The organism is Nocardia sp. NPDC088792 (assembly GCF_044750615.1).
Lineage (GTDB): Bacteria > Actinomycetota > Actinomycetes > Mycobacteriales > Mycobacteriaceae > Nocardia.
On sequence record NZ_JBIVKC010000005.1, the window covers coordinates 831285 to 853289 of the forward strand.

At 68.5% G+C, this 22005-nt stretch carries 19 protein-coding genes; 12 read left to right on the forward strand and 7 right to left on the reverse strand.

What is annotated here, in order from left to right; all coding sequences use genetic code 11:
- Window positions 1-8: 8 nt before the first annotated feature.
- Entirely contained in the window at window positions 9-2144 is a 2136-nt protein-coding gene (locus tag ACIP5Y_RS36110; RefSeq protein WP_400356858.1) for an AMP-binding protein, read from the reverse strand.
- Window positions 2145-2463: 319 nt separating this feature from the next.
- Here ACIP5Y_RS36110 and ACIP5Y_RS36115 point away from each other — a divergent pair, with 319 nt between their 5' ends.
- From ACIP5Y_RS36115 to ACIP5Y_RS36140, 6 genes are all read left to right on the forward strand, one after another.
- Window positions 2464-6738 carry an ATP-binding protein gene (locus ACIP5Y_RS36115; RefSeq protein ID WP_400356859.1) on the forward strand — a complete coding sequence of 1425 codons (4275 nt, stop codon included), beginning with the start codon at window positions 2464-2466 and terminating at the stop codon, window positions 6736-6738.
- Window positions 6735-7148 carry a roadblock/LC7 domain-containing protein gene (locus ACIP5Y_RS36120; protein ID WP_029930951.1) on the forward strand — a complete coding sequence of 138 codons (414 nt, stop codon included), beginning with the start codon at window positions 6735-6737 and terminating at the stop codon, window positions 7146-7148. The genes ACIP5Y_RS36115 and ACIP5Y_RS36120 overlap by 4 nt, the downstream gene beginning before the upstream one ends.
- Window positions 7149-7155: 7 nt before the next feature.
- Complete coding sequence (locus tag ACIP5Y_RS36125; protein ID WP_067531005.1) at window positions 7156-7530, forward strand: DUF742 domain-containing protein; 375 nt, start codon at window positions 7156-7158, stop codon at window positions 7528-7530.
- The gene (locus tag ACIP5Y_RS36130; RefSeq protein ID WP_397006127.1) at window positions 7511-8113 is read left to right on the forward strand and encodes a GTP-binding protein; all 603 of its coding nucleotides are present in this window, start codon (window positions 7511-7513) and stop codon (window positions 8111-8113) included. Before ACIP5Y_RS36125 ends, ACIP5Y_RS36130 begins: the two co-directional genes overlap by 20 nt.
- 90 nt (window positions 8114-8203) lie before the next feature.
- Window positions 8204-9754 carry a carboxyl transferase domain-containing protein gene (locus tag ACIP5Y_RS36135; protein ID WP_400356860.1) on the forward strand — a complete coding sequence of 517 codons (1551 nt, stop codon included), beginning with the start codon at window positions 8204-8206 and terminating at the stop codon, window positions 9752-9754.
- 31 nt (window positions 9755-9785) lie between these two features.
- Entirely contained in the window at window positions 9786-10643 is an 858-nt protein-coding gene (locus ACIP5Y_RS36140; protein ID WP_400356861.1) for an aldo/keto reductase, read from the forward strand.
- Here the strand turns inward: ACIP5Y_RS36140 and ACIP5Y_RS36145 are convergent.
- Entirely contained in the window at window positions 10640-11806 is a 1167-nt protein-coding gene (locus ACIP5Y_RS36145; protein WP_400356862.1) for an NAD(P)-binding domain-containing protein, read from the reverse strand. The two genes, ACIP5Y_RS36140 and ACIP5Y_RS36145, sit on opposite strands and share 4 nt — an antisense overlap.
- 28 nt (window positions 11807-11834) lie before the next feature.
- On the opposite strand from ACIP5Y_RS36145, the gene ACIP5Y_RS36150 reads away from it, so the two are divergent.
- From ACIP5Y_RS36150 to ACIP5Y_RS36165, 4 genes are all read left to right on the forward strand, one after another.
- Window positions 11835-12560, forward strand: coding sequence for an enoyl-CoA hydratase (locus ACIP5Y_RS36150; protein WP_400356863.1), 726 nt, complete (start codon window positions 11835-11837; stop codon window positions 12558-12560).
- A 17-nt stretch (window positions 12561-12577) separates the two neighbouring features.
- Complete coding sequence (locus tag ACIP5Y_RS36155) at window positions 12578-13723, forward strand: MBL fold metallo-hydrolase (protein ID WP_400356864.1); 1146 nt, start codon at window positions 12578-12580, stop codon at window positions 13721-13723.
- Window positions 13724-13753: 30 nt separating this feature from the next.
- The gene (locus ACIP5Y_RS36160) at window positions 13754-14065 is read left to right on the forward strand and encodes an antitoxin (RefSeq protein ID WP_400356865.1); all 312 of its coding nucleotides are present in this window, start codon (window positions 13754-13756) and stop codon (window positions 14063-14065) included.
- A 140-nt stretch (window positions 14066-14205) separates the two neighbouring features.
- A complete protein-coding gene (locus ACIP5Y_RS36165) occupies window positions 14206-16494 on the forward strand; it encodes an ATP-dependent DNA ligase (protein ID WP_400356866.1) in 2289 nt (762 codons plus the stop codon).
- Here the strand turns inward: ACIP5Y_RS36165 and ACIP5Y_RS36170 are convergent.
- From ACIP5Y_RS36170 to ACIP5Y_RS36180, 3 genes are all read right to left on the reverse strand, one after another.
- Complete coding sequence (locus tag ACIP5Y_RS36170; RefSeq protein ID WP_400356867.1) at window positions 16491-17135, reverse strand: isochorismatase family cysteine hydrolase; 645 nt, start codon at window positions 17133-17135, stop codon at window positions 16491-16493. The genes ACIP5Y_RS36165 and ACIP5Y_RS36170 overlap by 4 nt on opposite strands.
- Entirely contained in the window at window positions 17122-17805 is a 684-nt protein-coding gene (locus ACIP5Y_RS36175) for a YitT family protein (protein ID WP_400356868.1), read from the reverse strand. The genes ACIP5Y_RS36170 and ACIP5Y_RS36175 overlap by 14 nt, the downstream gene beginning before the upstream one ends.
- A gap of 64 nt (window positions 17806-17869) precedes the next feature.
- Window positions 17870-18883, reverse strand: a complete 1014-nt coding sequence (locus ACIP5Y_RS36180) for an NAD-dependent epimerase/dehydratase family protein (protein ID WP_400356869.1) — start codon at window positions 18881-18883, stop codon at window positions 17870-17872.
- Between the two features lie 87 nt (window positions 18884-18970).
- On the opposite strand from ACIP5Y_RS36180, the gene ACIP5Y_RS36185 reads away from it, so the two are divergent.
- A complete protein-coding gene (locus tag ACIP5Y_RS36185) occupies window positions 18971-19597 on the forward strand; it encodes a TetR/AcrR family transcriptional regulator (RefSeq protein WP_400356870.1) in 627 nt (208 codons plus the stop codon).
- On the opposite strand, the gene ACIP5Y_RS36190 is transcribed toward ACIP5Y_RS36185, so the two are convergent.
- Window positions 19584-20108, reverse strand: a complete 525-nt coding sequence (locus tag ACIP5Y_RS36190) for a TetR/AcrR family transcriptional regulator (protein WP_400356871.1) — start codon at window positions 20106-20108, stop codon at window positions 19584-19586. The genes ACIP5Y_RS36185 and ACIP5Y_RS36190 overlap by 14 nt on opposite strands.
- On the reverse strand, window positions 20101-20526 hold the full coding sequence (locus ACIP5Y_RS36195; RefSeq protein ID WP_400356872.1) for a DUF4260 family protein: 426 nt from the start codon (window positions 20524-20526) through the stop codon (window positions 20101-20103). Before ACIP5Y_RS36195 ends, ACIP5Y_RS36190 begins: the two co-directional genes overlap by 8 nt.
- 269 nt (window positions 20527-20795) lie before the next feature.
- Between ACIP5Y_RS36195 and ACIP5Y_RS36200 the strand changes: the two genes are divergently transcribed.
- Window positions 20796-21986: a lipase family protein gene (locus ACIP5Y_RS36200; RefSeq protein WP_400356873.1), complete on the forward strand. Its 1191-nt coding sequence runs from the start codon at window positions 20796-20798 to the stop codon at window positions 21984-21986.
- Window positions 21987-22005: the final 19 nt, after the last annotated feature.

Below are 22005 nucleotides of genomic sequence, written 5' to 3' on the forward strand. Positions count from 1 at the left end.
CAGTGAGGCTAGCCGGTGACCGACGAATCCCCGACCGGCGGTGTGGGATTCCCGTCGGGGTGGGGGAGGTCGATGCGGCGGAGGGGCATGGTCAGGGCGGCGGAGGATTCGGCGGCGGCGATGCGTTCGCGGTCTTCCATCACTGTGACGGCATCGCGGATCTGCTTTTCCAAGGTGGGGAGCATGGCCGAGTCCTCGATGGTGGGCGGGACCTCGTACTCGTCGCCCGCCGCGATCTGACGCATGGTGCGGCGCAGGATCTTTCCGGAGCGGGTCTTGGGCAGGGCGGTCACGGCGACCACGTCGTAGAGGGTGGCGATGGATCCGACGCGCTGGCGCACCCGCTCGATGATCTCGGCGCGCAGCACGGCGGCGTCGATATCGATCCCGGTCTTGAGCACCACGTAACCGATGGGCCGCTGGCCCTTGAGTTCGTCGGGAATGCCGACGACCGCGGTCTCGGCCACGGCCGGATGCCCGGCGATGGCGGCCTCGATACCGCCGGCGGAGAGCCGGTGGCCGGCCATATTGATGACGTCGTCGCTGCGGCCGAGGACGAACAGGTAGCCGTCCTCGTCGAAGAAGCCGGAGTCGCCGGTCAGGTAGTGGCCGGGATAGGCGGAGAGATAGGAGCGTTCGTAGCGGGCGTCGTCACGCCACAGCGTGGTCAGTGTGCCGGGCGGCAGCGGCAGCCCGATGACGATGTTTCCTTCGGTATTGGGGGCGACCGCATTGCCCTCGGAATCCAGTACTCGCAGCCGATATCCGGGCACGGGCACCGAGGACGAGCCGGGCTTGATCGGAAGTGGTTGCAGTCCGAGCGGATTGGCGCAGATGGGCCAGCCGGTCTCGGTCTGCCACCAGTGGTCGACCACCGGGCAGTCGGTCCGGTCGGCGAGCAGGGTGTCGCGCGCCCATTCGTAGGTGGTGGGGTCGAGGCGTTCACCGGCGCAGAAGAGGGCGCGCAGGGTGGACAGGTCACGCCGGTGGGCGAATTCGGCGTCCGGGTCGGCGCGGCGGATGGCGCGCAGCGCGGTCGGTGCGGTGAACATCACGTCGACCTTGTAGTCGTCGACGAGCCGCCAGAAGGTGCCGGGATCGGGCGTACCGATCGGTTTGCCTTCGTAGAGCACGGTTGTCGCCCCGACCAGCAGCGGCGCGTAGACGATATAGGAATGCCCGACGACCCAGCCGATATCGGAGGTCGTCAGCATGACCTGCCCGGCGTGCACGTCATAGATATTGCGCATCGACCAGGCGAGCGCGACCGCATGCCCGCCGTTGTCGCGCACCACGCCCTTGGGCTTACCGGTGGTCCCGGAGGTGTAGAGGATGTACAGCGGATCGGTCGCGGCGAGGGAGACGGGCGCGGCGGGTTCGGCGTCGCGGACCGCGTCCTCCCAGTCGAGCCAGCGGGCGGCCACGGTCTCCGAGGAGGCGGGCAGGTGTTCGGTGGCGGCCTGTTCGGCGGAGAAACGAATGGTGGGGAAGCCTTCGCGCTGCTTCACCAGCACGGTGCGGGGTGCGGTGGTGGCGGCGAGGTCGAGGGCCTGCAGCACGATCGGCGGGTATTCGATGCGGCGGCCGGGTTCCAGCCCCCCTGACGCTGTGATGATGAGCACAGGTTCGGCGTCGTCGATGCGGGCGGCGAGTTCGGGGGCGGCAAACCCGCCGAAGACCACCGAGTGCACGGCCCCGATGCGGGCGCAGGCGAGCATGGCGACCACGGCTTCGGGAATCATCGGCATATATATGACGACGCGATCGCCGGTCCGAACACCAAGGCGCAGCATGGATCCGGCAAATCGGGCAACTTCGTCCAGCAACTCGGCATATGTATAGACGCGCCTGGCGCCTGTCATAGCGGAGTCGTATATTAGGGCGGGCTGATCAGCGCGACCGCCCTCGTGACCGCCGGTCGATTCCTCCGAGGGTGTGATCTCGCGCACATGCCGATCCAGCGCGTTGTAGGAGGTGTTGAGGCGAGCATCGGGAAACCACCGAGCCGTCGGGCGGGCCGTGGTGTCGAGAATCTGCGTGGGAGGCACATCCCAGCTGATGAACTCGGCCGCGGTGCGCCAGAACTCCGAGGGATCGACCAGGCTGACCTGATAGGCCGGCCGATACTCCTGCTTCGCGTTCAACCCCGTGACTCCCTAGCTCCGCCTCGATGCCCGCCTCGATAGATCTGCCTGATTGTGGCAGACTTCACGCGACGTCCGGGCGGACGCCGCGACCTTTGATTTTGCCTGGAATCGGCAGGTCAGAGCCCGGTGGTTGCCAAGAAGTCACACAAGAAGTTATTGATCCGTTAGAATCGCATGTCACATATTTCGGCCGTCTTGGACGCAATTTCTCGGCCAGCCGCAGTTCTCGGCCAGCTCTGTCTGTCGAGCCCAGCGTGCGATCGCGGAGGCTCGCTGATGGCGCGTGGCTTGGGCCAGTTTGGAAAGTGAGTGGGAGATGCGCGACGCCGCTAGGTCCGGCAGCAATAAGCGCTGGGCGCTGAGCAACTGGGACCTGCGCTGGAAGGTTACGGCGGTGCTCGCCGTGCCGCTGCTGGTCGCGGTGGTGCTGGGTGCGTCCAGGATCTCGGCGGAATTCGCCGACTCCAGCCGGCTCTCGACGGCGGTCGATCACGTCGGGGTCATCCCGGCGATCACGGGTTTGAGTGCGTCGGCGGGCCAGGTGGCCTCCGGTCAGATGGTCATGTTGGGCGCCAATCAATCGATGACGTCCGATCCCGAACTCGCGCAGTTGGATACCGCAATCCAGTTCGCCGAGAAGGCGGCGTCCCGGCTGAGTGATGTACCGAGCGCGCGGGCCGCGCTCGACGAGATGATCGTGGGCGCCAAGGCGATCCGGGCCCAGGGTCTGGCGCCCTCCGCGTCGATTCCGGACACGGTCGCGCAGGAAGAGAAGATCCGCGGCGACAGCGTGAAGACGGTGGAGAACATCGTCTCCAGCATCGCCGACAAGAGCGTGGACCAGTCCAAACTGCAGTTGGTCGACTCGCTGAACGCCCGCTGGATGCTGTTCAACGAGGTCGCCGGCATGGCCGAGGCGCTACGCAACAACCCCAAGGACGGGTTGAAGGACATCCAGATCGCGGTGAACACCGAGCGCCAGATGCTGGCCGTGCTCGCGCACCGCTTCAAGGATGGCGACCCGATCATCTCGGATCTGCAGAAGGGCGCCGACAATCGCGTGCAGCTGGTCAACGGCCCGCAGGCGCAGGCCGGGCAGCTGCCGGTGTCGGATCTGAAGGACTCGCTGGTCGCGAGTATCGACAACTATCAGAGCATTGCGACCAACTCCACCAAGGACATCGTGTCCCGCGTGGATGATCTGGCCGCGCAGGCGCGTTCGGGCGCCATCCGCTACTCCATCATCGTCATCGCCACCATTCTGGGCGCGCTGGCGCTGGCCGTGCTGATCGCGCGCGCGATGATCGTGCCGCTGCGCCGTCTGCGCCTGGCCGCCCTGCGCGTCGCCGAATACGACCTGGGACAGGAGGTCGCCGCCCTGCGTGAGGGCGCCGACCCGGAAGAGGTTCCGCTGGAACCGATGCCGGTGCACACCGACGAGGAGATCGGCCAGCTGGCCCGCGCCGTCGACGATATCCACGGGCAGGCGCTGCGCCTGGCCGCCGACCAGGCCGCCATGCGTACCCAGGTCAACGACATGTTCGAGACCCTGGCCCGCCGATCCAAATCGCTCGTCGATCACCAGCTCTCGCTCATCGAGGCGATGGAGTACGACGAGAAGGACCCGCGCCTGCTCGAAAACCTCTTCCGCCTGGATCATCTCGCCGCGCGTATGCGCCGTAACGGTGACAACCTGCTGATTCTGGCTGGCACCAAACAGCGCCGCACCAAGTCGGCGCCGGTCGAGATCGCCGACGTGCTGCGGGCCGCCATCTCCGAGGTCGAGGACTACGAGCGCGTCAAACTGGGTGCGACGCCGCGTGGTTCGCTGGTCGAACCGGCCGCCTCCGATATGGCGCACCTGTTCGCCGAGCTGCTGGACAACGCGCTGCGCGCCTCGCCGCCGGAGACGGACGTCAAGTTCACCTTCGCGCAGGCGCACGATCAGGGCCTGCTCATCGAGGTCGCGGACCGCGGTATCGGTATGCCGCCGTCCGAAATGGCCGAGATCAACCGGCGCTTGGAAGCAGTGGCCGAGGTCGGTCCGGATACCGCCCGCCACATGGGTCTGTTCGTGGTCGGCCGGTTGGCCGAGCGGCACGGGTTGACCGTGCGGCTGCGCCCGACCTTCGACACCGCGCGCGATCCCGGTGTGACCGTGACCGTGCACGTGCCCAAGCCGCTGATCGTGGCGCAGGGCGGCGCGATCTCGGTGCCGCCGCAGCCGAATCCGATGACGCAGAATCCGGATCCGGCCGCCGCGCCGCAGGGTGCGGGCAATCAGGCGGGCGCGCCGTCCTCCATGCAGATGCGTGCGGTCACCCGTACGGCGACCGGCAATGTGATGGTCACCGTGGATCCGGGTGTGAGCGGGCCGATTCCGGCGAACGCGGCACCGTCCGTGTCCGCGCCGCCGGCTCCCGCCGCTCCGGCTCCGGCCGCCGCGAGTGCGGCCACCGGTCTGCCGCAGCGCAATCCGGGCGCCGCGGCGCCGGGTATCTCCGGGCCGGGTGGCGGACTGCCGCAGCGGCAGCCGGGCGTGAACGGCCCGACCGTGAAGCACACCGTGGCCGCTCCGGTGGCCCCGGGCGGTGGCAGACCCGGCGGCCTACCTCAGCGCGAGCCGGGTGCGCACGGTCCGGCCGCGCCGCAGTCGCAGCCGGCAACGAACCTTCAGCCGCGGCAGTCGGGCGAGGCCCCGGCCGCACCGCGGGGTGGTCTCGCCGCGAACATGCTCAAGCGCCAGGGCGGCGGCACGCTGCCGCAGCGACCGGGGGAACCGGGCCAGGGTGGCGGACAAGCGCTGGGCGGAGGACCGGCGCCGCGCGGTCCGGGTGGACCGGGCTCGATGCCGGGACAGAACCAGTCGGGCGGCCTGCCGCCGCGCGGCCCCAACCCGTCCGTCGGACTCCCGCAGCGCGGGGACTCGGCTGGTGGGCAAGCGCAGAGGGGTGGAGCGGCGCAGCGCAATCCGGGCGCCAATGGCGCTCCGGGTGCGAACGGCGCGCCGCGGGATCCGAATTCGGGTCTCCCGCAGCGGCCTGCCGCGGGTGGGTTGCCGCAGCGGGAGCCGGGTGCGAACGGTGCACCGTCCCGCGACTCTTCCGCCACCACGCGTGATGGTGGCCCGGGTAACGGCCTCCCGCAGCGGGATTCCGCATCGGGCGGCTTGCCGCAGCGTGATGGCGGCATCGGGTTGCCGCAGCGTGAGGGTGGTTTGCCGCAGCGTGATTCGGGTCCGATCCGTCGTGATCCGGCGGCGGGCGGTTTGCCGCAGCGTGATGCGAGTGGCGGGTTGCCGCAGCGTGATTCGGGTCTGACCCGTCGTGATCCGGCCGCAGGTGGTTTGCCACAGCGCGATGCCAGTGGTGGCCTGCCGCAGCGTGACGCGAGTGGTGGCCTGCCGCAGCGTGATGGTGGCAGCGGTTTGCCCCAGCGCGACGGCGGTGCGCCGCAGCGTGAGGGTGGCTTGCCGCAGCGTGATTCCGGTCCTACCCGTCGTGATCCGGCGGCGGGCGGTTTGCCGCAGCGTGATGCCAGTGGTGGATTGCCGCAACGTGATCCGGCCGCGGGTGGTCTACCCAAGCGCGATGGTGGTTTGCCGCAGCGCGATCCGGGCGTCAATGGTCTGACCGATTCGGGCCGCCACGGGCTTCCGCCGCGTGATGGTCTGAGCAGCTTGCCGCAGCGCGATCCGGCTTCCGGTGGTCTGCCGCAGCGGGACCCCGCTGGTGGGGGTTTGCCGCGTCGCAGTCCGGGTGGCAATGGTGCGCCGCAGGCGGAGTCGCCGTTCGGTGGCAGCTTGCCGCAGCGTGATCCCGCTTCCGGTGGTTTGCCGCAGCGTGATCCGGCGGCCGGCGGTCTCCCACAGCGTGATGGCGGTCTCCCGCAGCGTGATCCGGCCGCAGCCGGTCAAGGTGGCTTGCCGCAGCGTGATCCGGCCTCCGGTCTCCCGCAGCGGGATCCCGCCGCGGGTGGGTTGCCGCAGCGGCAGCCGGGTGCGGGCGCGCCGGGTCTGCCGCAGCGTGGGGCCGGTGGGCTGCCGCAGCGTGATCCGGGTGCGGGTCTGCCGCAGCGGCCGGCGCCGATTCCGGGCGTCGGGCTGGCGCAGGGTGGTGGAGCGGCGCCGAATGGTTCCGAGGATGGCGTGAAGGAGCCGGGCCGGCACAGTTTCCGCTCGAATCCGCAGAAGGCCGCCTCGTTCTTCCAGACGCGGCTGCAGCCGGCCGACGCCGGTGACCCGATCATGGGCGGCACGCCGATCTTCGCCGAGATGATGTCGGCGTGGTTGTCCGATCCGAATGCCGACCGGTCCCAGGTGGCCAACTCCTTCGAATCACCGGGTGACGAGGGTTGGCAGGCCGCGCGGCGCGCGGTGGAGTCCGCGGCCGACAAGCGGACGGCGGCCGGTCTGCCGCAACGCGATCCGGGTAACCGACTTGTTCCCGGCGGTGTGAACGGAAACGCTGACAAGGCACCCCATCGGGACCCAGAATCCATCAGGTCAAGTCTGAGTCGTCACCAGCAGGGCGTCCGGGATGGCCGCGCGATGAAAGCTATGAACCTAACCGGAGATAAAGGAGACCGATGAACCCCGATCTAGGTGGAACGAAGCGTCAGCTGGATTGGCTGGTTTCGAACTTCGCCAATGAGGTTCCCGGCGTTGCGCATGCTGTGCTCGTTTCGGCGGACGGCCTGCTCATGGCCGCGAGTGCGCAGCTTCCAGTGGACCGTGCCGAACAGCTGTCCGCGGTGACCGCGGGGCTCGCGAGCCTCTCGGTGGGTGTGTCGAACCTTTTCGAAGGTGGCACCGTGTTGCAGTCGGTCGTCGAGATGGAGCACGGCTACCTACTGCTCATGGCGGTCGGTGACGGTTCCTACCTCGCGGTGCTGACGAATACCTCGTGTGACATCGGACAGGTGGGATACGAGATGGCGTTGTTGGTCGAGCGGGTGGGCCAGACAGTCCAGGCCACACCTCGCGTCACGATGGGTTCCTGATGGCGGGATGGACATAGACAACGAACGCGTAGGGAGCGCCGAACCGAGCTTGGTTCGCCCCTATTCACTGACGGCCGGTCGGACACGGCCGAAGGTGGAGCTCGCCTTGGAGGCGCTCGTCGCATCGCATCCGGTCGCCTTGGAGCGGCAGTTCGAACTCACCAACATCGAGACGTCAATCGTGGAGTTGTGCAGAGAATCGCCGTCGGTTGCCGAAGTTGCCGCACGCCTGGGTATCCCGATCGGGGTCGCCAGGGTGCTGGTCGCCGACCTCATCGAAGCCGGCCATGTGCGGGTATCGGCGACATTGAAAGACGATTCCAGCGACGATGAACGTCGCGAGCTGATCGAAAGGGTTCTCAGTGGACTCCGGCGTATTTGATTCGACGACACACGTCGACACCCGCACCAGCAAGCCTACGTCGGCCAAGATCGTGGTGGCCGGTGGCTTCGGTGTGGGTAAGACGACCTTGGTCGGTGCCGTGTCGGAGATCGTTCCGCTGCGCACCGAGGCGTTGGTGACCAATGCCAGTGTGGGCGTGGACTCCCTGACCGGGGTCCCGTCGAAGGCCACCACCACGGTGGCCATGGATTTCGGCCGTATCAGCCTGGCCGACGACCTGGTGCTGTACCTGTTCGGTACGCCGGGTCAGTACCGCTTCTGGTTCATGTGGGACGACCTGATCCGCGGCGCCATCGGCGCGGTGGTGCTGGTCGATACCCGCCGGCTGGAGGACAGTTTCGCCGCCGTCGACTACTTCGAGGCGCGGCACCTACCCTTCCTGGTGGCGATCAACGAGTTCGACGATGCGCCACGGTATCCGGTCGAGGACATTCGGGCGGCACTCGCGGTGCCGGCCGATGTTCCGATCCTCTCCATCGACGCGCGCCGCCGGGAGCCTGTGAAGCAGGCCCTGGTCGCCGTCACCGAGTACGCGCTGCGCAAGGTCGTGCAGGGCTACTAGTTTCACCTGTGCGGGGCTACTGGTCATAGCTGTCGCACGCAAGACTTCTGGTAGAGCGGTGCAGGGCTACCGGCAAGCTAAGCTCGCGCCGTGAAGATCTCGGCGCGAGAACTGTTCGGCGAGTTGCTCGATCCCGGTTCGTTCGTGAGCTGGGATCGACCGCCGGTATCGGTACCTGTGTCCGCCAGGTACGAGGCGGAACTGCAGGCTGCCGCGGCAACGGCGGGCGTCGACGAATCGGTGCTCACCGGGGAGGGGTTGCTGCGCGGACGGCGGGTTGCGGTGGTCGCCTGCGAGTTCGGTTTTCTCGCGGGTTCGATCGGCATCGCCGCCGGGGAGCGCATCGTGTCCGCGGTCGAGCGCGCCACCGCGCAGGGGCTGCCGCTGCTGGCCTCGCCGACCTCCGGCGGTACCCGGATGCAGGAGGGCACAATCGCTTTCGTGCAGATGGTGAAGGTCGCCGGCGCCATCGCGACGCACAAGGCGGCGGGGCACCCGTATCTGGTGTACCTGCGCAATCCGACCATGGGCGGGGTGTTCGCGTCCTGGGGTTCGCTGGGGCACATGACGTTTGCGGAGCCGGGGGCCTTGATCGGGTTCCTGGGGCCGCGGGTGTACAAGGCGTTGTACGGCCGCAGTTTTCCTGAGGGCGTGCAGACGGCCGAGAACCTATACCGCAACGGCGTCATCGACGGTGTGGTGCCGGTCCCGGTCTTCCGCCGCATCGTGCATCGCGCGCTCACGGTCTTCCTGGACGGTCCGCTGCCGCTGCCGGAAAAGGAAAGCGACCCAAACGAATCCAGTAATGGGGTGGGCGACTTCCTGGCCGGACACGAGGAGGGGCCCGCATTGCTGGACGTCCTGGACGTGCACGCCTGGCAGTCGGTCCTCATTTCCCGGCGTGCCGATCGACCGGGTACTCGCGAGCTGCTGCGGCACGCCACCGAGCGAGTTCCGTTGTCCGGCACCGGACAAGGGGAGCTGGATCGCACGATCGTGCACGCGCTGGCCCGGTTCCGCGGTCAGCCCTGCATCGTGTTCGGTCACGACCGCGCGGGTCAGTCGCCCGACAACACCATGGGCCCGGCCGCCCTGCGGGAAGCGCGCCGCAGCATGCATCTGGCCGCCGAACTCCGGGTTCCGCTGGTGCTGGTCATCGATACCGCGGGGGCGTCCCTGTCCCGGGAGGCCGAGGAGCGTGGCCTGGCTCCCGAAATCGCCCGCTGCATAGCCGATCTCGTCACCCTCGATACTCCGACGGTGTCGGTGCTGCTGGGTCAGGGCAGTGGTGGTGGCGCGCTCGCCCTGCTGCCGTGCGATCGGGTGCTGTCGGCGGCGAACGGCTGGCTGGCGCCGCTGCCGCCGGAGGGCGCGAGCGCCATCGTCTACCGCGATACCTTCCACGCCCCGCAACTGGCAGCCGCACAGCGCATTCGCGCCTCGGATCTGAAGGCCGACGGCATCGTGGATCGGATCGTGCACGAGTACCCGGATGCGGCGGATGAACCGGTCGATTTCGCTTTGCGCATGGTGGAGGCCATCGCGGAGGAGCTGGCCGCCCTCACCGCGACTCCGGTGGAGAAGCTGGTGGCCGATCGGCACCGCCGTTACCGCCGCCTGGGACTGTCTGCTGAGAGTTAACTGACCCCTTTCTGGTGCTACGGTCGGAGTGGTGACTTACCGCAGTGAGACCAGCGATATCCCCGCGATCGTCCTCAATGACGGCCAGGTCATGCCGAAGCTGGGGTTCGGTGTGTACAAGGTCGTCGGTGACGAGGCCGTGGGCACCATTCACACCGCTCTGGAGCTCGGCTACCGCAGCATCGACACCGCCTCGTTCTACGGCAATGAGGAAGAGGTGGGCCGGGCCGTCGCGGAGTCCGGGCTCCCACGCGACGAGGTCTTCGTCACCACCAAGCTCTGGAATGCTGATCAGGGTTACGACTCCGCCATGCGGGCGTTCGATACCAGCCTGAAGCGGCTGGGCCTCGAGTACCTCGATCTGTTCCTGATCCACTGGCCGGTCCCGTCGGCGGGCCTGTACGTCGATACCTTCCGGGCCTTGCAGGCGCTCAAGCGTCAGGGCCGCGTGGTCTCCATCGGAGTGTCGAACTTCACCAAGGCGCATCTGGAGCGGGTGATGGCCGAGACCGGTGAGACGCCCGCCGTCAATCAGGTCGAGCTGCACCCCTACTACTCGCAGGCCGAGTTGCGTGCCTTCCATGCGCTGCACGGCATCGTCACCGAGGCGTGGAGTCCGCTGGGTCGTGGCACGGAATTCAATGATTCGGTGATCATCGGTCTCGCGGCGAAGTATGAGCGCACGCCGGCGCAGATCATCCTGCGCTGGCATATGCAGCTCGGCAATGTGGCCATCCCGAAATCCATGACCCCGTCCCGCATGGCGGAGAACCTGGCGGTCTTCGATTTCGAGCTGACCGGCCGCGAGATGACGCAGATCGCCGCGATCGACAAGGACGGCCGGCAGGGCGGCGATCCGGATACCTTCGATATGGACGCGCCCGTCTAGTGCGCCGCTGTCCGAATCCCTAAGTATTCGGTCAGTTCCACGGCGGCCGCCCGCCCTGCCCGATTTGCCCCGATGGTGCTGGCGGAGGGTCCGTAGCCGATGAGGTGGATCCGCGGATCGGCGGCGACCTGGGTGGCGAGCCGTCCGGTCATGGTGATGCCGCCGCCCAGTCCGCGGAGTCGCAGCGGCGCGAGATGATCCAGGGCGCTGCGGAATCCGGTGGCCCACAGGATCACGTCGGCCCGCTGAAACGTCCCGTCGGCCCAGCGGACACCCTCCGGCTCGATCTCCGCGAACATCGGATGCCGTTGCAGCACACCGCGTTCCCGGGCCGCGCGGATCCGGTCGTTCTCCGGTAGCCCGGTCACCGACACCACCGATCCCGGCGGTAGCCCGCGCCGGACCCGGTCCTCGACCATGGCGACCGCGCGCCGCCCGTCCTCGGCCGCGAATTCGCCGGTGCGGAAGACGGGTTCGCGCCGGGTTACCCAGGTGGTGCCGGCGACCTCCGAAATCTCGTCCAGCAGTTGGATGGCCGTGATCCCGCCGCCGACCACGACCACCTGCTTGCCCGCGAATTCCGTTGCGCTGTGGTAGTCGTGGGCGTGCAGTTGCCGTCCGGTGAAGGTCTCGGCGCCGCGGTAGTAGGGGATGAAGGGTTTGTCCCAGGTGCCGGTGGCATTGACCAGGCCGCGGGTGCGGATCGGGTCGCCGGGTTTCACCTCGGCGTGCAGCAGTCCGTCCACTTCGGCATTCGGGCAGGTGGCGGTGGTGGCCCGGTCGCAGACGACGGTCACCGAGACGGGCCGGTGCACCCGCAGGTCGAAGGTCTTCTCGTAGAGCGCGAAGTAGTGCGGTACGGCGGTCGCGGCCTGCGCGTTCTCCGATCCGTCGGGCAGGGTTTCGGCGAACGACATCCCCGGCAGATCGTGCACCCGATTCACTGTGCTCAATGTCAAAGAAGGCCACCGGAACTGCCAGGCCCCGCCGGGCGCCGGGGCGTGGTCGACAATGAGAAAGTCCTGTTCGGGCCGTAATCCGAGCCGTTTCAGGTGGTAGCCGACGGAGAGTCCGGCCTGCCCCGCACCGATCACGAGGATGTCGACATCGGGTGTTGCTGTCACGGGCCCGACGTTACGCGCGCTTAGAGTGGGGTTGACCATGGGTAGGCAGCACAGTGGGGAAGGGCAAATGCTCGGTATCAGCCGCGATGGCGAGGTCGTCACCATCGAACTGCAGCGTCCGGAACGCCGGAACGCACTCAATGAGGAGCTGGTCGGGGAGCTGCGTGCGGCGATAGCGGACGCGGCCACGGTCGCGCGGGTGATCGTGCTGACCGGCCAGGGCCCGTTGTTCAGCGCGGGCGCGGATCTGGACGGGGTGTATTCGGACAGTTTCCTGTCCGGGTTGCTCGGCATGCTGCGCACCATCGAGACGGTGCCGGTGCCGGTGATCTCGGCGATCAATGGCGGGGCGTTCGGCGCGGGCGTGCAACTAGCCTTGGCGTCGGACCTACGGGTCATGACGCCCGACTCGTTCATTGCCATTCCGGCCGCGAAACTCGGTATCTCCGTTGACCGTTGGACGGTGCGGCGGCTGGCCGCCCTGCTCGGGCCGGGTCCGGCGCGCACGGTGCTGCTGGGCGCGGAGCGGATCCAGGCGGCCGACGCGTACGCGTTCGGGTTCGCCAACAAGATCGGGACCCTGGCCGACGCCCAGGAGTGGGCGAAGCAGATCGCCGAGCTGGCGCCGCTGTCGTTGCGGCATATGAAGCTGGTGTTCAACGATGACGACACCCGCGGCCTGGACACGCCGGAGCAGACCGCGGCCCTGGCCGCGGCCTGGTCCAGCGCGGATGCCCAGGAGGCGCGGGTGGCCCGGCTGGAGAAGCGCCCGGCGAAATTCGCCGGCCGATGAACAGGAAGCGCATGGGGATGAATCCGCGGAGACTGTTAGGTATGGCTGCGGGTACTTTCGGTATTTCCTGGTTGGTCCGGGCGGCATGGGGGATTCCCTCCGCCATGGGTGCGTCGGTATCGGCGATCGCGCCGACCGCGCGCGGCGCGACCACCTATCGCAATCGGCAGTTCCACAACACCGAACCGAGCACGCAGATCTCGGGTTCGATGGTGGAGGTGCTGTATCAGCTGGCGACCCAGCGCAATCACGGCCGCCCGCCGGGCGTGATCCCGCTGGAGCGGCCGGCGCTGCCGGAGCAGGCCGGGGAGCTGGCGGTCACCTGGTACGGGCACGCCACCTGCCTGGTGGAGGTGGACGGCTACCGCGTGCTCACCGATCCGGTGTGGAGCGAACGGGTTTCGCCGTCCGCGCTGGTGGGGCCGGCCCGGTTGCATCCGGTGCCGTCGCCGCTGGAGGAGCTGCCGCCGCTGGATGCCGTGCTCATCTCGCACGACCACTACGACCATCTGGACCGTGAGACCGTGGACGGGCTGGTGGCCACCCAGCAGGCCGTGTTCATCGTGCCGATCGGTATCGGCGCGCATCTGCGGCACTGGCAGGTGCCCGAGGACCGTATTGTCGAATTGGATTGGGCCGCTTCGGTTTCGCTGTCCGAACTGGACCGGGATCGCGGGGACGGCACCGATCTGGTGATCACCTGTTCGGAGGCGCGGCACTTCTCCGGCCGTGGCCTGGTGCGTAATACGACGCTGTGGGCGTCGTGGTCCATCAGCGGTCCGACCCGGCGGGTCTACTTCGGCGGCGACACCGGATACACCAAGGCCTTCGCGGAGGCGGGCGCCCGGCTGGGCCCGTTCGATCTGACCCTGCTGCCCATCGGCGCCTACGACAAGCACTGGCCCGACATTCACATGAATCCGGAGGAGGCGGTGCGGGCGCACTCGGATCTGTGTGTCGGCGACCCCGGGTACGGGGTGCTGGTGCCGATCCACTGGGCGACCTTCAATCTGGCCTTCCACGGCTGGTCCGAACCGGTCCAGAGGTTGGTGGCCGCCGCCCAGGAGGCGGGGACACGCATCGCCGTGCCGAAGCCGGGCCAGCGGATCGACCCGATTGGCCTCCCACCACGGGATTCGTGGTGGGAAGATGTTCGCCAGTGACCGAAGACCGAGAGTGAGAGGAGCAGGGCTGTGGGTTTTGTTGATTCCCTCAAGGGACTGGTCGGCAAGGGCAAGGAAGTGGCGGCCCAGAACGCCGATAAAATCGAGCAGGCGGTGGACAAGGCCGGTGCGGCCATCAAGGAGAAGACCGGCGGCAAGTACGACGCGCAGATCGACAAGGGTGCGGAAGCGGTGAAGCACGCCATCCCGACCGACGAGTCGGCTCCGGCGGCAGCTCCCGCCGAGGCGGCAGCGGCTCCGGCCGAGCCCGCGGAAGCGCCGGCCGAACCGGCCCCGGAACCCGCGCCGGAAGCGCCGTCGGGCGAGCAGCCTCCGGCCTAGTCCCGGGGCGGTTGTGCACGGGTCGTTCGGGTGCGGCTGGGGTGCCGCAGGTGATCTGAACGGCCCGTTGACTTTTCGCGGGTGTGCCGGTGTTCGGCGAGTGCCACGGTTTTGTCGGTGCGCGCCCGTAAACTGCTGTTATGTCCTCCCGCAGGGATTTCGGGGGTATCGAGGTTGCGCTGACCAACCTCGGCAAGGTGCTGTACCCGGCCACGGGTACCACCAAGGGGGAGGTCATCGACTACTTCACGGCCATTGCGCCGGCCCTGCTGCCGCATATCGCGGGGCGGCCGGTGACGCGCAAGCGGTGGCCGAACGGGGTGGACGAGCAGTCGTTCTTCGAGAAGAACCTGCCGGAGCACGCCCCGAAGTGGATCGAGCGCTACACCGTTCAGCATTCCGACCGGCCGGTGGTGTATCCGGTCTTCGATTCGGTGGCTGGCCTGGCCTGGCTCGGCCAGCAGGCGGCGCTGGAACTGCATGTGCCGCAATGGCGCTTCGACGGGGCGGAAGTCGGCGACATCACCCGCCTGGTCTTCGACCTCGATCCCGGGCCCGGTGCGGGCCTCGCGCAATGCGCGGAGGTCGCGCTCATCCTGCGTGACGTGGTGCACGAGGTGGGCCTGACGGCCTACCCGGTCACCAGCGGCTCCAAGGGAATTCACGTCTACGTGCCCCTCGATCGCAAGCTCGGCCCGAACGGGGCCTCGGCGGTCGCCAAGCAGGTGGCCACCAATCTGCAGCAGCTACGGCCGGAACTGGTCACCGCGACCATGGCCAAATCCGCCCGGGAGGGCAAGGTTTTCCTGGACTGGAGCCAGAACAATCCGGCCAAGACCACCATCGCCCCGTACTCGCTGCGTGGCCGCACCGAACCGTGGGTGGCCGCACCGCGCACCTGGGACGAGATCGAGGACCGGAAACGCCTGCGGCACCTGCATTTCGACGAGGTGCTGAAGCGGTTCGCCGCCCGGGGGGATCTGCTCGCCGAGCTCGACGAGGCTCTCCCGGAACGGGCTCCGGACCGCCTCGACACCTATCGCTCCATGCGCGACCCGGACCGCACGCCGGAACCCGTGCCCGCCACCGCACCCGCGCCGAGCGCCGGGAATCGCTATGTGGTCCAGGAGCATCGGGCCCGGCGACTGCACTACGACCTACGCCTGGAACGGGACGGCGTCCTGGTGTCCTGGGCCGTGCCCAAGGGCCCGCCGACCGATACCCACGAGAACCGGCTCGCCGTGCACACCGAGGATCATCCGCTGGAGTACCTGGCATTCCACGGCTCGATCCCCAAGGGGGAGTACGGGGCCGGGCAGATGACGATCTGGGATACCGGCACCTACGAGACCGAGAAATGGCGTGACGACGAGGTCATCGTGCGCCTGCACGGGGAACGGCTGGACGGGCGGTACGCGCTCATCCAGACCAACGGCAATCAGTGGCTCATGCACCTGATGAAGGATCAGCGCGGTGATTTCCGGGAAGGCAGTGGATCTCCGGAAGGCAATGGCGCGCGGCCGAAGCCGGTGATGCGATCGGAAACGGCCATGCCGCACGGGATCACGCCCATGCTGGCGACCCCCGGCGACGTCTCGACCCTCGACGAGGAGCACTGGGCGTTCGAGACCAAATGGGACGGCTTCCGCCTGATCGCCGAAATCGAGGACGGCGCGGTGACCTTGCGCAGCCGCGCGGGCCTGGTGGTGACCGGCAAATATCCCGGCGTGGCCGTGCTCGGCCAGGAGCTCTCCGGCCATCGCGCGGTGCTGGACGGCGAGGCGGTGGTCTTCGACGATCACGGTGCGGCGAATATCGGCCTGCTCCGCGAGGATTCGGGCCGCGCCGTCTTCCTGGCCTTCGACCTGCTGTATCTCGATGGCACCTCGCTGGTGCGCAAACGCTACGAGGATCGCCGCCGGGTGCTGGAAGCGCTGGCGGCGCAGGCCCCCTCGCTCATCGTCCCGCCGCAATTGCGGGGCTCGGGCGCGGAGGCCTTGCGGTACAGCCAGGAGTACGGCATGGAGGGCGTCGTAGCCAAGCGCCGCGACTCCATCTATCTACCGGGCAAGCGTGGCCAGTCCTGGATCAAGACCCGCAACTGGCGCACCCTCTCGGTGGTGGTCGGCGGGTATCGCCGCTCGGCGGCACGGCAATTCGCGTCCCTGCTGGTCGGGGTGCCGCACGACGGTGAGCTGTTCTACCTGGGCCGGGTCGGCACCGGTTTCACCGAGCAGGAGCTGAGCGAGCTGTCGAGCAGGCTGCAGCGGCTGGAACGCAAGACCAGCCCGTTCGGCAATCGGCTCACCGCCGACGAGACCAAGGATGCGGTCTGGGTGAGCCCGAAGCTCACCGGCACGGTGCGTTTCATGAACTGGACGGAGACCGGGCGCCTGTGGCATCCGGCCTGGATTCCGTCCTCGGATTAGCCGGTCTTCTCCAGCAGCGGCAGCAGGGTGTCGGTGTCGGTGACCATGGCATTGCCCTGGAAGGCGAATTCGTCCCAGGCGCGGGCCAATCCGGCCTGATCGCGTCCGCCGACGCCGTCCCGCACCACGACCGGGATGAAGCCCAGGTCGGTGGAGTGCGCGACGGTGGGCGCGATGCCGATCTCGAGGGCGACGCCCACGATGGCGTAGGCGCCGATCCCCAGGTCCCGCAGGGTGGAGGCGAGCGGCGTGCCCTCGAAGGCCGACATGGTGGTCTTGTCGAGGACGATCTCGTCGGCGCGCGGCTGTAGTTCCGGCACCAGCTGGGCGCCGTGACTGTCGCGCTGCAGGATCGGCGTGACCGCCTCGACCGTGTCGACGCCCTGCCAGCTCATGGCCATGCGCAGGGCGAAGGCGCCCATGAAGCGTTTGGGCAGGAACATGTGCCGCAGGAAGACGATCGGATAGCCGCCGCGCCGGGCGGCCTCGACCACCCGGACCACGCGGTCGATGAGCTGCTGCCCGTCCGCCAGCTGGGACAGCACGCCGACCTGCATGTCGTACACGACGAGCGCCATTCGCTCGGGCGCGCACACGTCCTCGAGAGTCTCCGGAATGTCCAGCCCGTTACCGTGTCGCATCGCTCTCCGTTATCGGTAGCTCCCACAAGGCGTTTCGATCTTCCACCCTACCCGGCTCCGATTCCGCGGCCCGGTGAACGGTGTGGAACCCCGGCAGGTAGTCGTGGACCAGCGGGATGAGCAGGTGGATGAGCGGCCCGATGCCGAGCGCGTACAGCACGGTGCCGACGCCCACGCTGCCGCCGAGCAGGAAGCCGGTGGTCAGCACGGTCACCTCGATGCCGGTCCGGATGAGCCAGACCGGGCGGCCGGTCCGGCGGACCAGTCCAGTCATCAGGCCATCGCGCGGGCCCGGTCCGAAGCCCGCGCCGATGTAGAGCACCGAGGCGATCGCATTGAGGACCACCGCGCCGAGCATGGCGCCGACGCGCAGCGGCAGGCCGTGCAGCTGCGGCAGCCAGTTCAGGCCCGCGTCCACCGAGACCGCGATGACGAAGACATTGCTGATGGTGCCCAGACCGGGCCACTGCCGCAGCGGAATCCAGGCCAGCAATACCGCGGCGCCGGTGATGGCGGTGATGGTGCCGAAACTGAGCGGGACGTGGTTCGCCACTCCTTGGTGGAACACATCCCAGGGATCCAGGCCCATGGCCGCGCGAATCATCACGGCCATGGAGAACCCGTACAACCACAATCCGGCATAGAGAGCGAGGAGACGACGAACCAGCATCGATCAATCATCGAGCGCAACTGGACCCCGAATACAGAGCCAGTCGAGGATTGCTGGCCTGGCCTCAGGCGGCGCTGCTGCGAGCCGGACCGGCGGTGCGAATCGGATCGGCGAGCCCGAAGCGGATGAGGCTCTCGGCGGTATCGAAGAGCGTCTCCTCGACAGGACGCTGCGTCCAGCCGAGTTCCCGGCGCGCCTTGGCGGCGGAGACCCGCTCCTCGCGGCCGAGGTAGAGGGCGGCGGTGCGGGCGGTGGCGTCGAAGCGGGCGACCAGGCGCACCAGCCAGTCCGGCAGTGCGCGGGTGGGCACGCGGTACCGGGTGGCGAGGATGCGGGCGATCTCCGGGAACGAGATCTGTTCTCCCGCGGCGATGTACCGGTTCCCGGCGGCTGCGGGCGTCTCCATGGCGAGCCGATGCGCGAGGGCCACGTCCCGCACATCCACGGTGGCGAAGTTGAGTCGCGGCACGCCGGGCATCCCGGCATCGAGCAGCACCCGGATACCGTCGACCGAGGTGCCGACACCGGCGGCGGACTGCACCGGGCCGATGATCATGCCCGGATTGACCACGGCCAGTTCGAGTTCCGGGTGATCGGCGGCGAAATCCCAGGCGGCCCGCTCGGCGAGGGTCTTGCTCTTCGGGTACGCCGGAGCGACGCCAGGATCGGACCAATCCTGTTCGGTGAGTACGTGATTCCAGTTCCCGAACATGATCGCGGCCATGGAGGAGGTCAGCACCACGCGGTCGGCGCCCGCCGCGGCGGCCGCGCGCAGCACGCGCCGGGTGCCGTCGACGGCGGGGCGGATGAGGTCGTTCTCATCCTTGGGCGGACTGCTCGGGAAGGGGGAGGCGGTGTGCACGACGTAGCGGCAGCCGGCCGCCGCGGCTTCCCATCCGGTATCCGAGGTGAGGTCGGCCTGGACGAGTTCCACGCCGGCGGGCAGGTGGGCCACCGCATCGGTGCGGGCGAGGGAACGGACGGTGCCGCGGACGCGGTAGCCGTGGTCGATGAGTTCGGTGATGACATGCCCGGCCAGATAGCCGGAAGCGCCGGTGACGAGAACGAGATCAGCCATTGCCTTGCTCCGATCTGAGCAGTGTTAAGAATGTAATCACTGTATAGATTCGCGGACCCGGCCCTGTCAACCCCGTACTCTCGATCCATGCCGACCAAGGACCGCTACCACCACGGAGACCTCCGCGAGGAGCTGTTGCGGGTATCCCTGCGGCTCATCGACGCCGAGGGCCTCGCGGCGGTCAGCCTGCGCCGGGTCGCCCGCGAGGCCGGTGTCAGCCCCGGCGCCCCCTACCACCACTTCGCCGACCGTGCCGCCCTGCTCGCCGCCCTGCGCGCCCGCGGTTTCGAGCTCATGCGCGACGAGATCCGGGCGGCCCGCGCCGCGGCCGCCGGCCCGGCCGACGCGCTGGCCGGCATGGGTGCGGCCTATGTGCGGTTCGCCGTGGGCAATCCGTCGTACTTCCGGCTCATGTTCCGCCCCGAACTGGTCGAGTCCGGTAAACACGCGGCCGCGGCCGGCGACGAACCCGATGCCGGCGACGACGCCTTCGCCGCACTGGAGGAGACGGTCATGGACGCGGTGCGCGCGGGCATCCTCCCCGCCGGCGACGCGGACGCCCTGGCCCTCATGTATTGGAGCCTCGGCCACGGCCTGGCCTCCCTCATCCTCGACGGCAAGCTCGGTCAGCGCGCCGACCGGATGGGCATTGCCACGGACGAACTCACCGAGCGCGTCACCCGCATGTTCGCCGCCGCCCTCATTCGACCGTGAATTCGCTTATCCCCGTGCGCCAAGCCGCATCCAGATCGGCGGTGTCCGGAAATCGGCCGTCGATCTCCAGGCTCACCATGCCGTGCGCGAACGCCCACAGCGCGCGCGCCCGATCCGCGTCGTAGCCGACCGCCGCCGCCAGCGGCCGGGCGCTGCGATCCTCCAGGCCGGCGGGCAGCAGATCCCGTTGCAGCGGGCGGTAATTCATCAGCCGATACAGGTGCGGGTGGGCGAGCGCCCACGCGCGATAGGCCCGCGCGATACCGGGGAGACCCCGCGGCGCAGCCGCTTCCAGGGCCGCCGCGATCTCGGTGAAGGCGTCGATGACGACCAGGTTTTCGAGGGCCGTCTTGTCCGGCACGTGCTTGTAGAGCGACGGCGCCTTGATGCCCAGTGCCTCGGCGACATTGCGCATGGTCAGCGCGGCCGGCCCCTGCTCGTCCAGCAATGCCCGAGCGGCAGTGGCGATCTGCCGCTGCCGCTCGGTGAGTGTCTCCGCGGACTCAGTCACGGATGAAGCCCTCCTCGGTGCGCAGGCCGTAACCGGCGATGCGGTCGATGCCGATGTGCAGCATCCACGCCAGCAGGAAGGTGAACAGCGCCGGGGCCTGCAGCGGGCCGAAGGCGTAGATCAGGCTGAGCGCCAACGGGATCCAGGTCCGGTGCGCGGCGTTGTAGATCGGCACCGCCCGGCGCGGGAATTGTCCCTGCTGCACCGGCTCTTTCGCGCCGATGGCCGCGAAGAAGGTGAGGTCCGGTGCGATGAGCCCGATGGTGAGCGCGATCCAGGATCCTGCCCCGTGCTGCACGCCTTCGAGGATGGCGAAGGCGGCGAGGAAGAGCGTCCACGCGATCCATCCGGTCTTGCGCAGGCCGGCCGGCAGGCGGTGCGCGGTGGTGGCCGATGGGGTGGCGGCGAGAGTGGTCATCGGTGTCTCCGGGGCTTCGAACTGCGGCTAACGTTGTTAGCTTCACTATATGGCTAATGCCGTTAGCCTGTCAACACTCGGGCTGTCGCGACGCGCGGGTGAACGTTGACCTTGCGCGACGGCCGAGTTAATTTGAGATCTCCGATGCGCTGGAGATCGAGTCGGCGCGGCAGCGAATCCGTTTCATACCTGGAGCGTCGGTCGATACGACGCTGGAGGCGGGTATGCGGCGGGTGGGTGCCTGGACTCGATCTTGCTGGCGCGCAGCGATGATCGGGGCGGTGCTGCTGCTCGCGGCCATCGTGGTGGCGCCGGGTACCCGGGCCGACATGCCGTATCCGGACGACGATCCGTTCTACGCCGTTCCCGCGGGACTGGACGGCGACCCCGCCGGCGCGGTACTGAACTCCCGCCCGATCTCGGTGCTGGGCTTGCCATTACCGGTCATGGGCTGGCAACTGCAGTACCGCACCACCGATTCCGCGGGCGCGGCCATCGCCGATATGGCCACCGTCATGGTGCCGGCGACCCCCTGGCTCGCGCCGGGCGGGCGGCCGCTGCTGTCGTATCAGATCGCCGAGGACAGTCTCGGCACCCGCTGCGCACCGTCTTTCGCGCTGCGCGGCGGTCGCGACTTCTCCATTGTGAACACCGTGCTGGACGTGCCCTTCCTGGCCGAGGCCATGCGCCGCGGCTGGGCGGTGGTGGTGTCCGACTACGAGGGCCCGCGGTCCCGCTTCTTCGACGGCGTGAACTCCGGCCGCGCGGTGCTGGACGGGGTGCGCGCCGCCAAATCCTTTGTGCCGCTGGGTATCACCGCGGACAGTCCGCTGGGCGCCTTCGGCTATTCGGGTGGCGCGTTCGCCACCCTGTGGGCCATGCAATTGCGTGCGAGCTACGCACCCGACCTCATGTTCGCCGGGGTGACCTCGGGTGGGGTGCCCGCCGACATTCCGGCCATCGCACGCGGTGTGGACGGGGGCTATCAGGCGGGGCTGGCGGTGCTCATCCTGATCGCCCTGGCGCGTGACGATCCCGGCTCCGGACTCGCGGCGACGCTCAATGACCAGGGCCGCGCGCTGATGGCGCAGGAGGCCACCTCGTGCGGCGGGGATCTGGTGCTGCATCACCTGTTCCGGCACGTGGACCAGTATTCGGATACCCCGGATCTGCTGGGGCAGCCCGCATTCGAGCGCGCCGCCCGGCAGCAGGAACTGGGCGGCTGGGCCCCCGATGTGCCGCTCTACCTGTACCACAGCAATGCCGACGATGTGGTCCCCGTGGCGGGCTTCAGCGCCCTGGTGGACCGCTACTGCGCCCTGGGCGCGAATCTGACGGCCATCCATTCGGCGGTGGCCGGGCACAATCCCGCCGCCATCGTGGAGTCCTGGGGCGCAATGAATTTCCTGGCCGACCGTTTCGCCGGGCGGCCCGTGGTTCCCGGGTGCACCGTGCGCTGAGACAGCACGGTGCACCCGG

Excerpts from the sequence above, each read along its gene's own strand:
- ACIP5Y_RS36115 (WP_400356859.1), top strand. The coding sequence starts at position 2,464 with ATGCGCGACGCCGCTAGGTCCGGCAGCAATAAGCGCTGGGCGCTGAGC.
- ACIP5Y_RS36120 (WP_029930951.1), top strand. The coding sequence starts at position 6,735 with ATGAACCCCGATCTAGGTGGAACGAAGCGTCAGCTGGATTGGCTGGTT.
- ACIP5Y_RS36125 (WP_067531005.1), top strand. The coding sequence starts at position 7,156 with ATGGACATAGACAACGAACGCGTAGGGAGCGCCGAACCGAGCTTGGTT.
- ACIP5Y_RS36145 (WP_400356862.1), bottom strand. The coding sequence starts at position 11,806 with ATGGTCAACCCCACTCTAAGCGCGCGTAACGTCGGGCCCGTGACAGCA.
- ACIP5Y_RS36150 (WP_400356863.1), top strand. The coding sequence starts at position 11,835 with ATGCTCGGTATCAGCCGCGATGGCGAGGTCGTCACCATCGAACTGCAG.
- ACIP5Y_RS36155 (WP_400356864.1), top strand. The coding sequence starts at position 12,578 with ATGAATCCGCGGAGACTGTTAGGTATGGCTGCGGGTACTTTCGGTATT.
- ACIP5Y_RS36165 (WP_400356866.1), top strand. The coding sequence starts at position 14,206 with ATGTCCTCCCGCAGGGATTTCGGGGGTATCGAGGTTGCGCTGACCAAC.
- ACIP5Y_RS36170 (WP_400356867.1), bottom strand. The coding sequence starts at position 17,135 with ATGCGACACGGTAACGGGCTGGACATTCCGGAGACTCTCGAGGACGTG.
- ACIP5Y_RS36175 (WP_400356868.1), bottom strand. The coding sequence starts at position 17,805 with ATGCTGGTTCGTCGTCTCCTCGCTCTCTATGCCGGATTGTGGTTGTAC.
- ACIP5Y_RS36180 (WP_400356869.1), bottom strand. The coding sequence starts at position 18,883 with ATGGCTGATCTCGTTCTCGTCACCGGCGCTTCCGGCTATCTGGCCGGG.
- ACIP5Y_RS36185 (WP_400356870.1), top strand. The coding sequence starts at position 18,971 with ATGCCGACCAAGGACCGCTACCACCACGGAGACCTCCGCGAGGAGCTG.
- ACIP5Y_RS36195 (WP_400356872.1), bottom strand. The coding sequence starts at position 20,526 with ATGACCACTCTCGCCGCCACCCCATCGGCCACCACCGCGCACCGCCTG.
- ACIP5Y_RS36200 (WP_400356873.1), top strand. The coding sequence starts at position 20,796 with ATGATCGGGGCGGTGCTGCTGCTCGCGGCCATCGTGGTGGCGCCGGGT.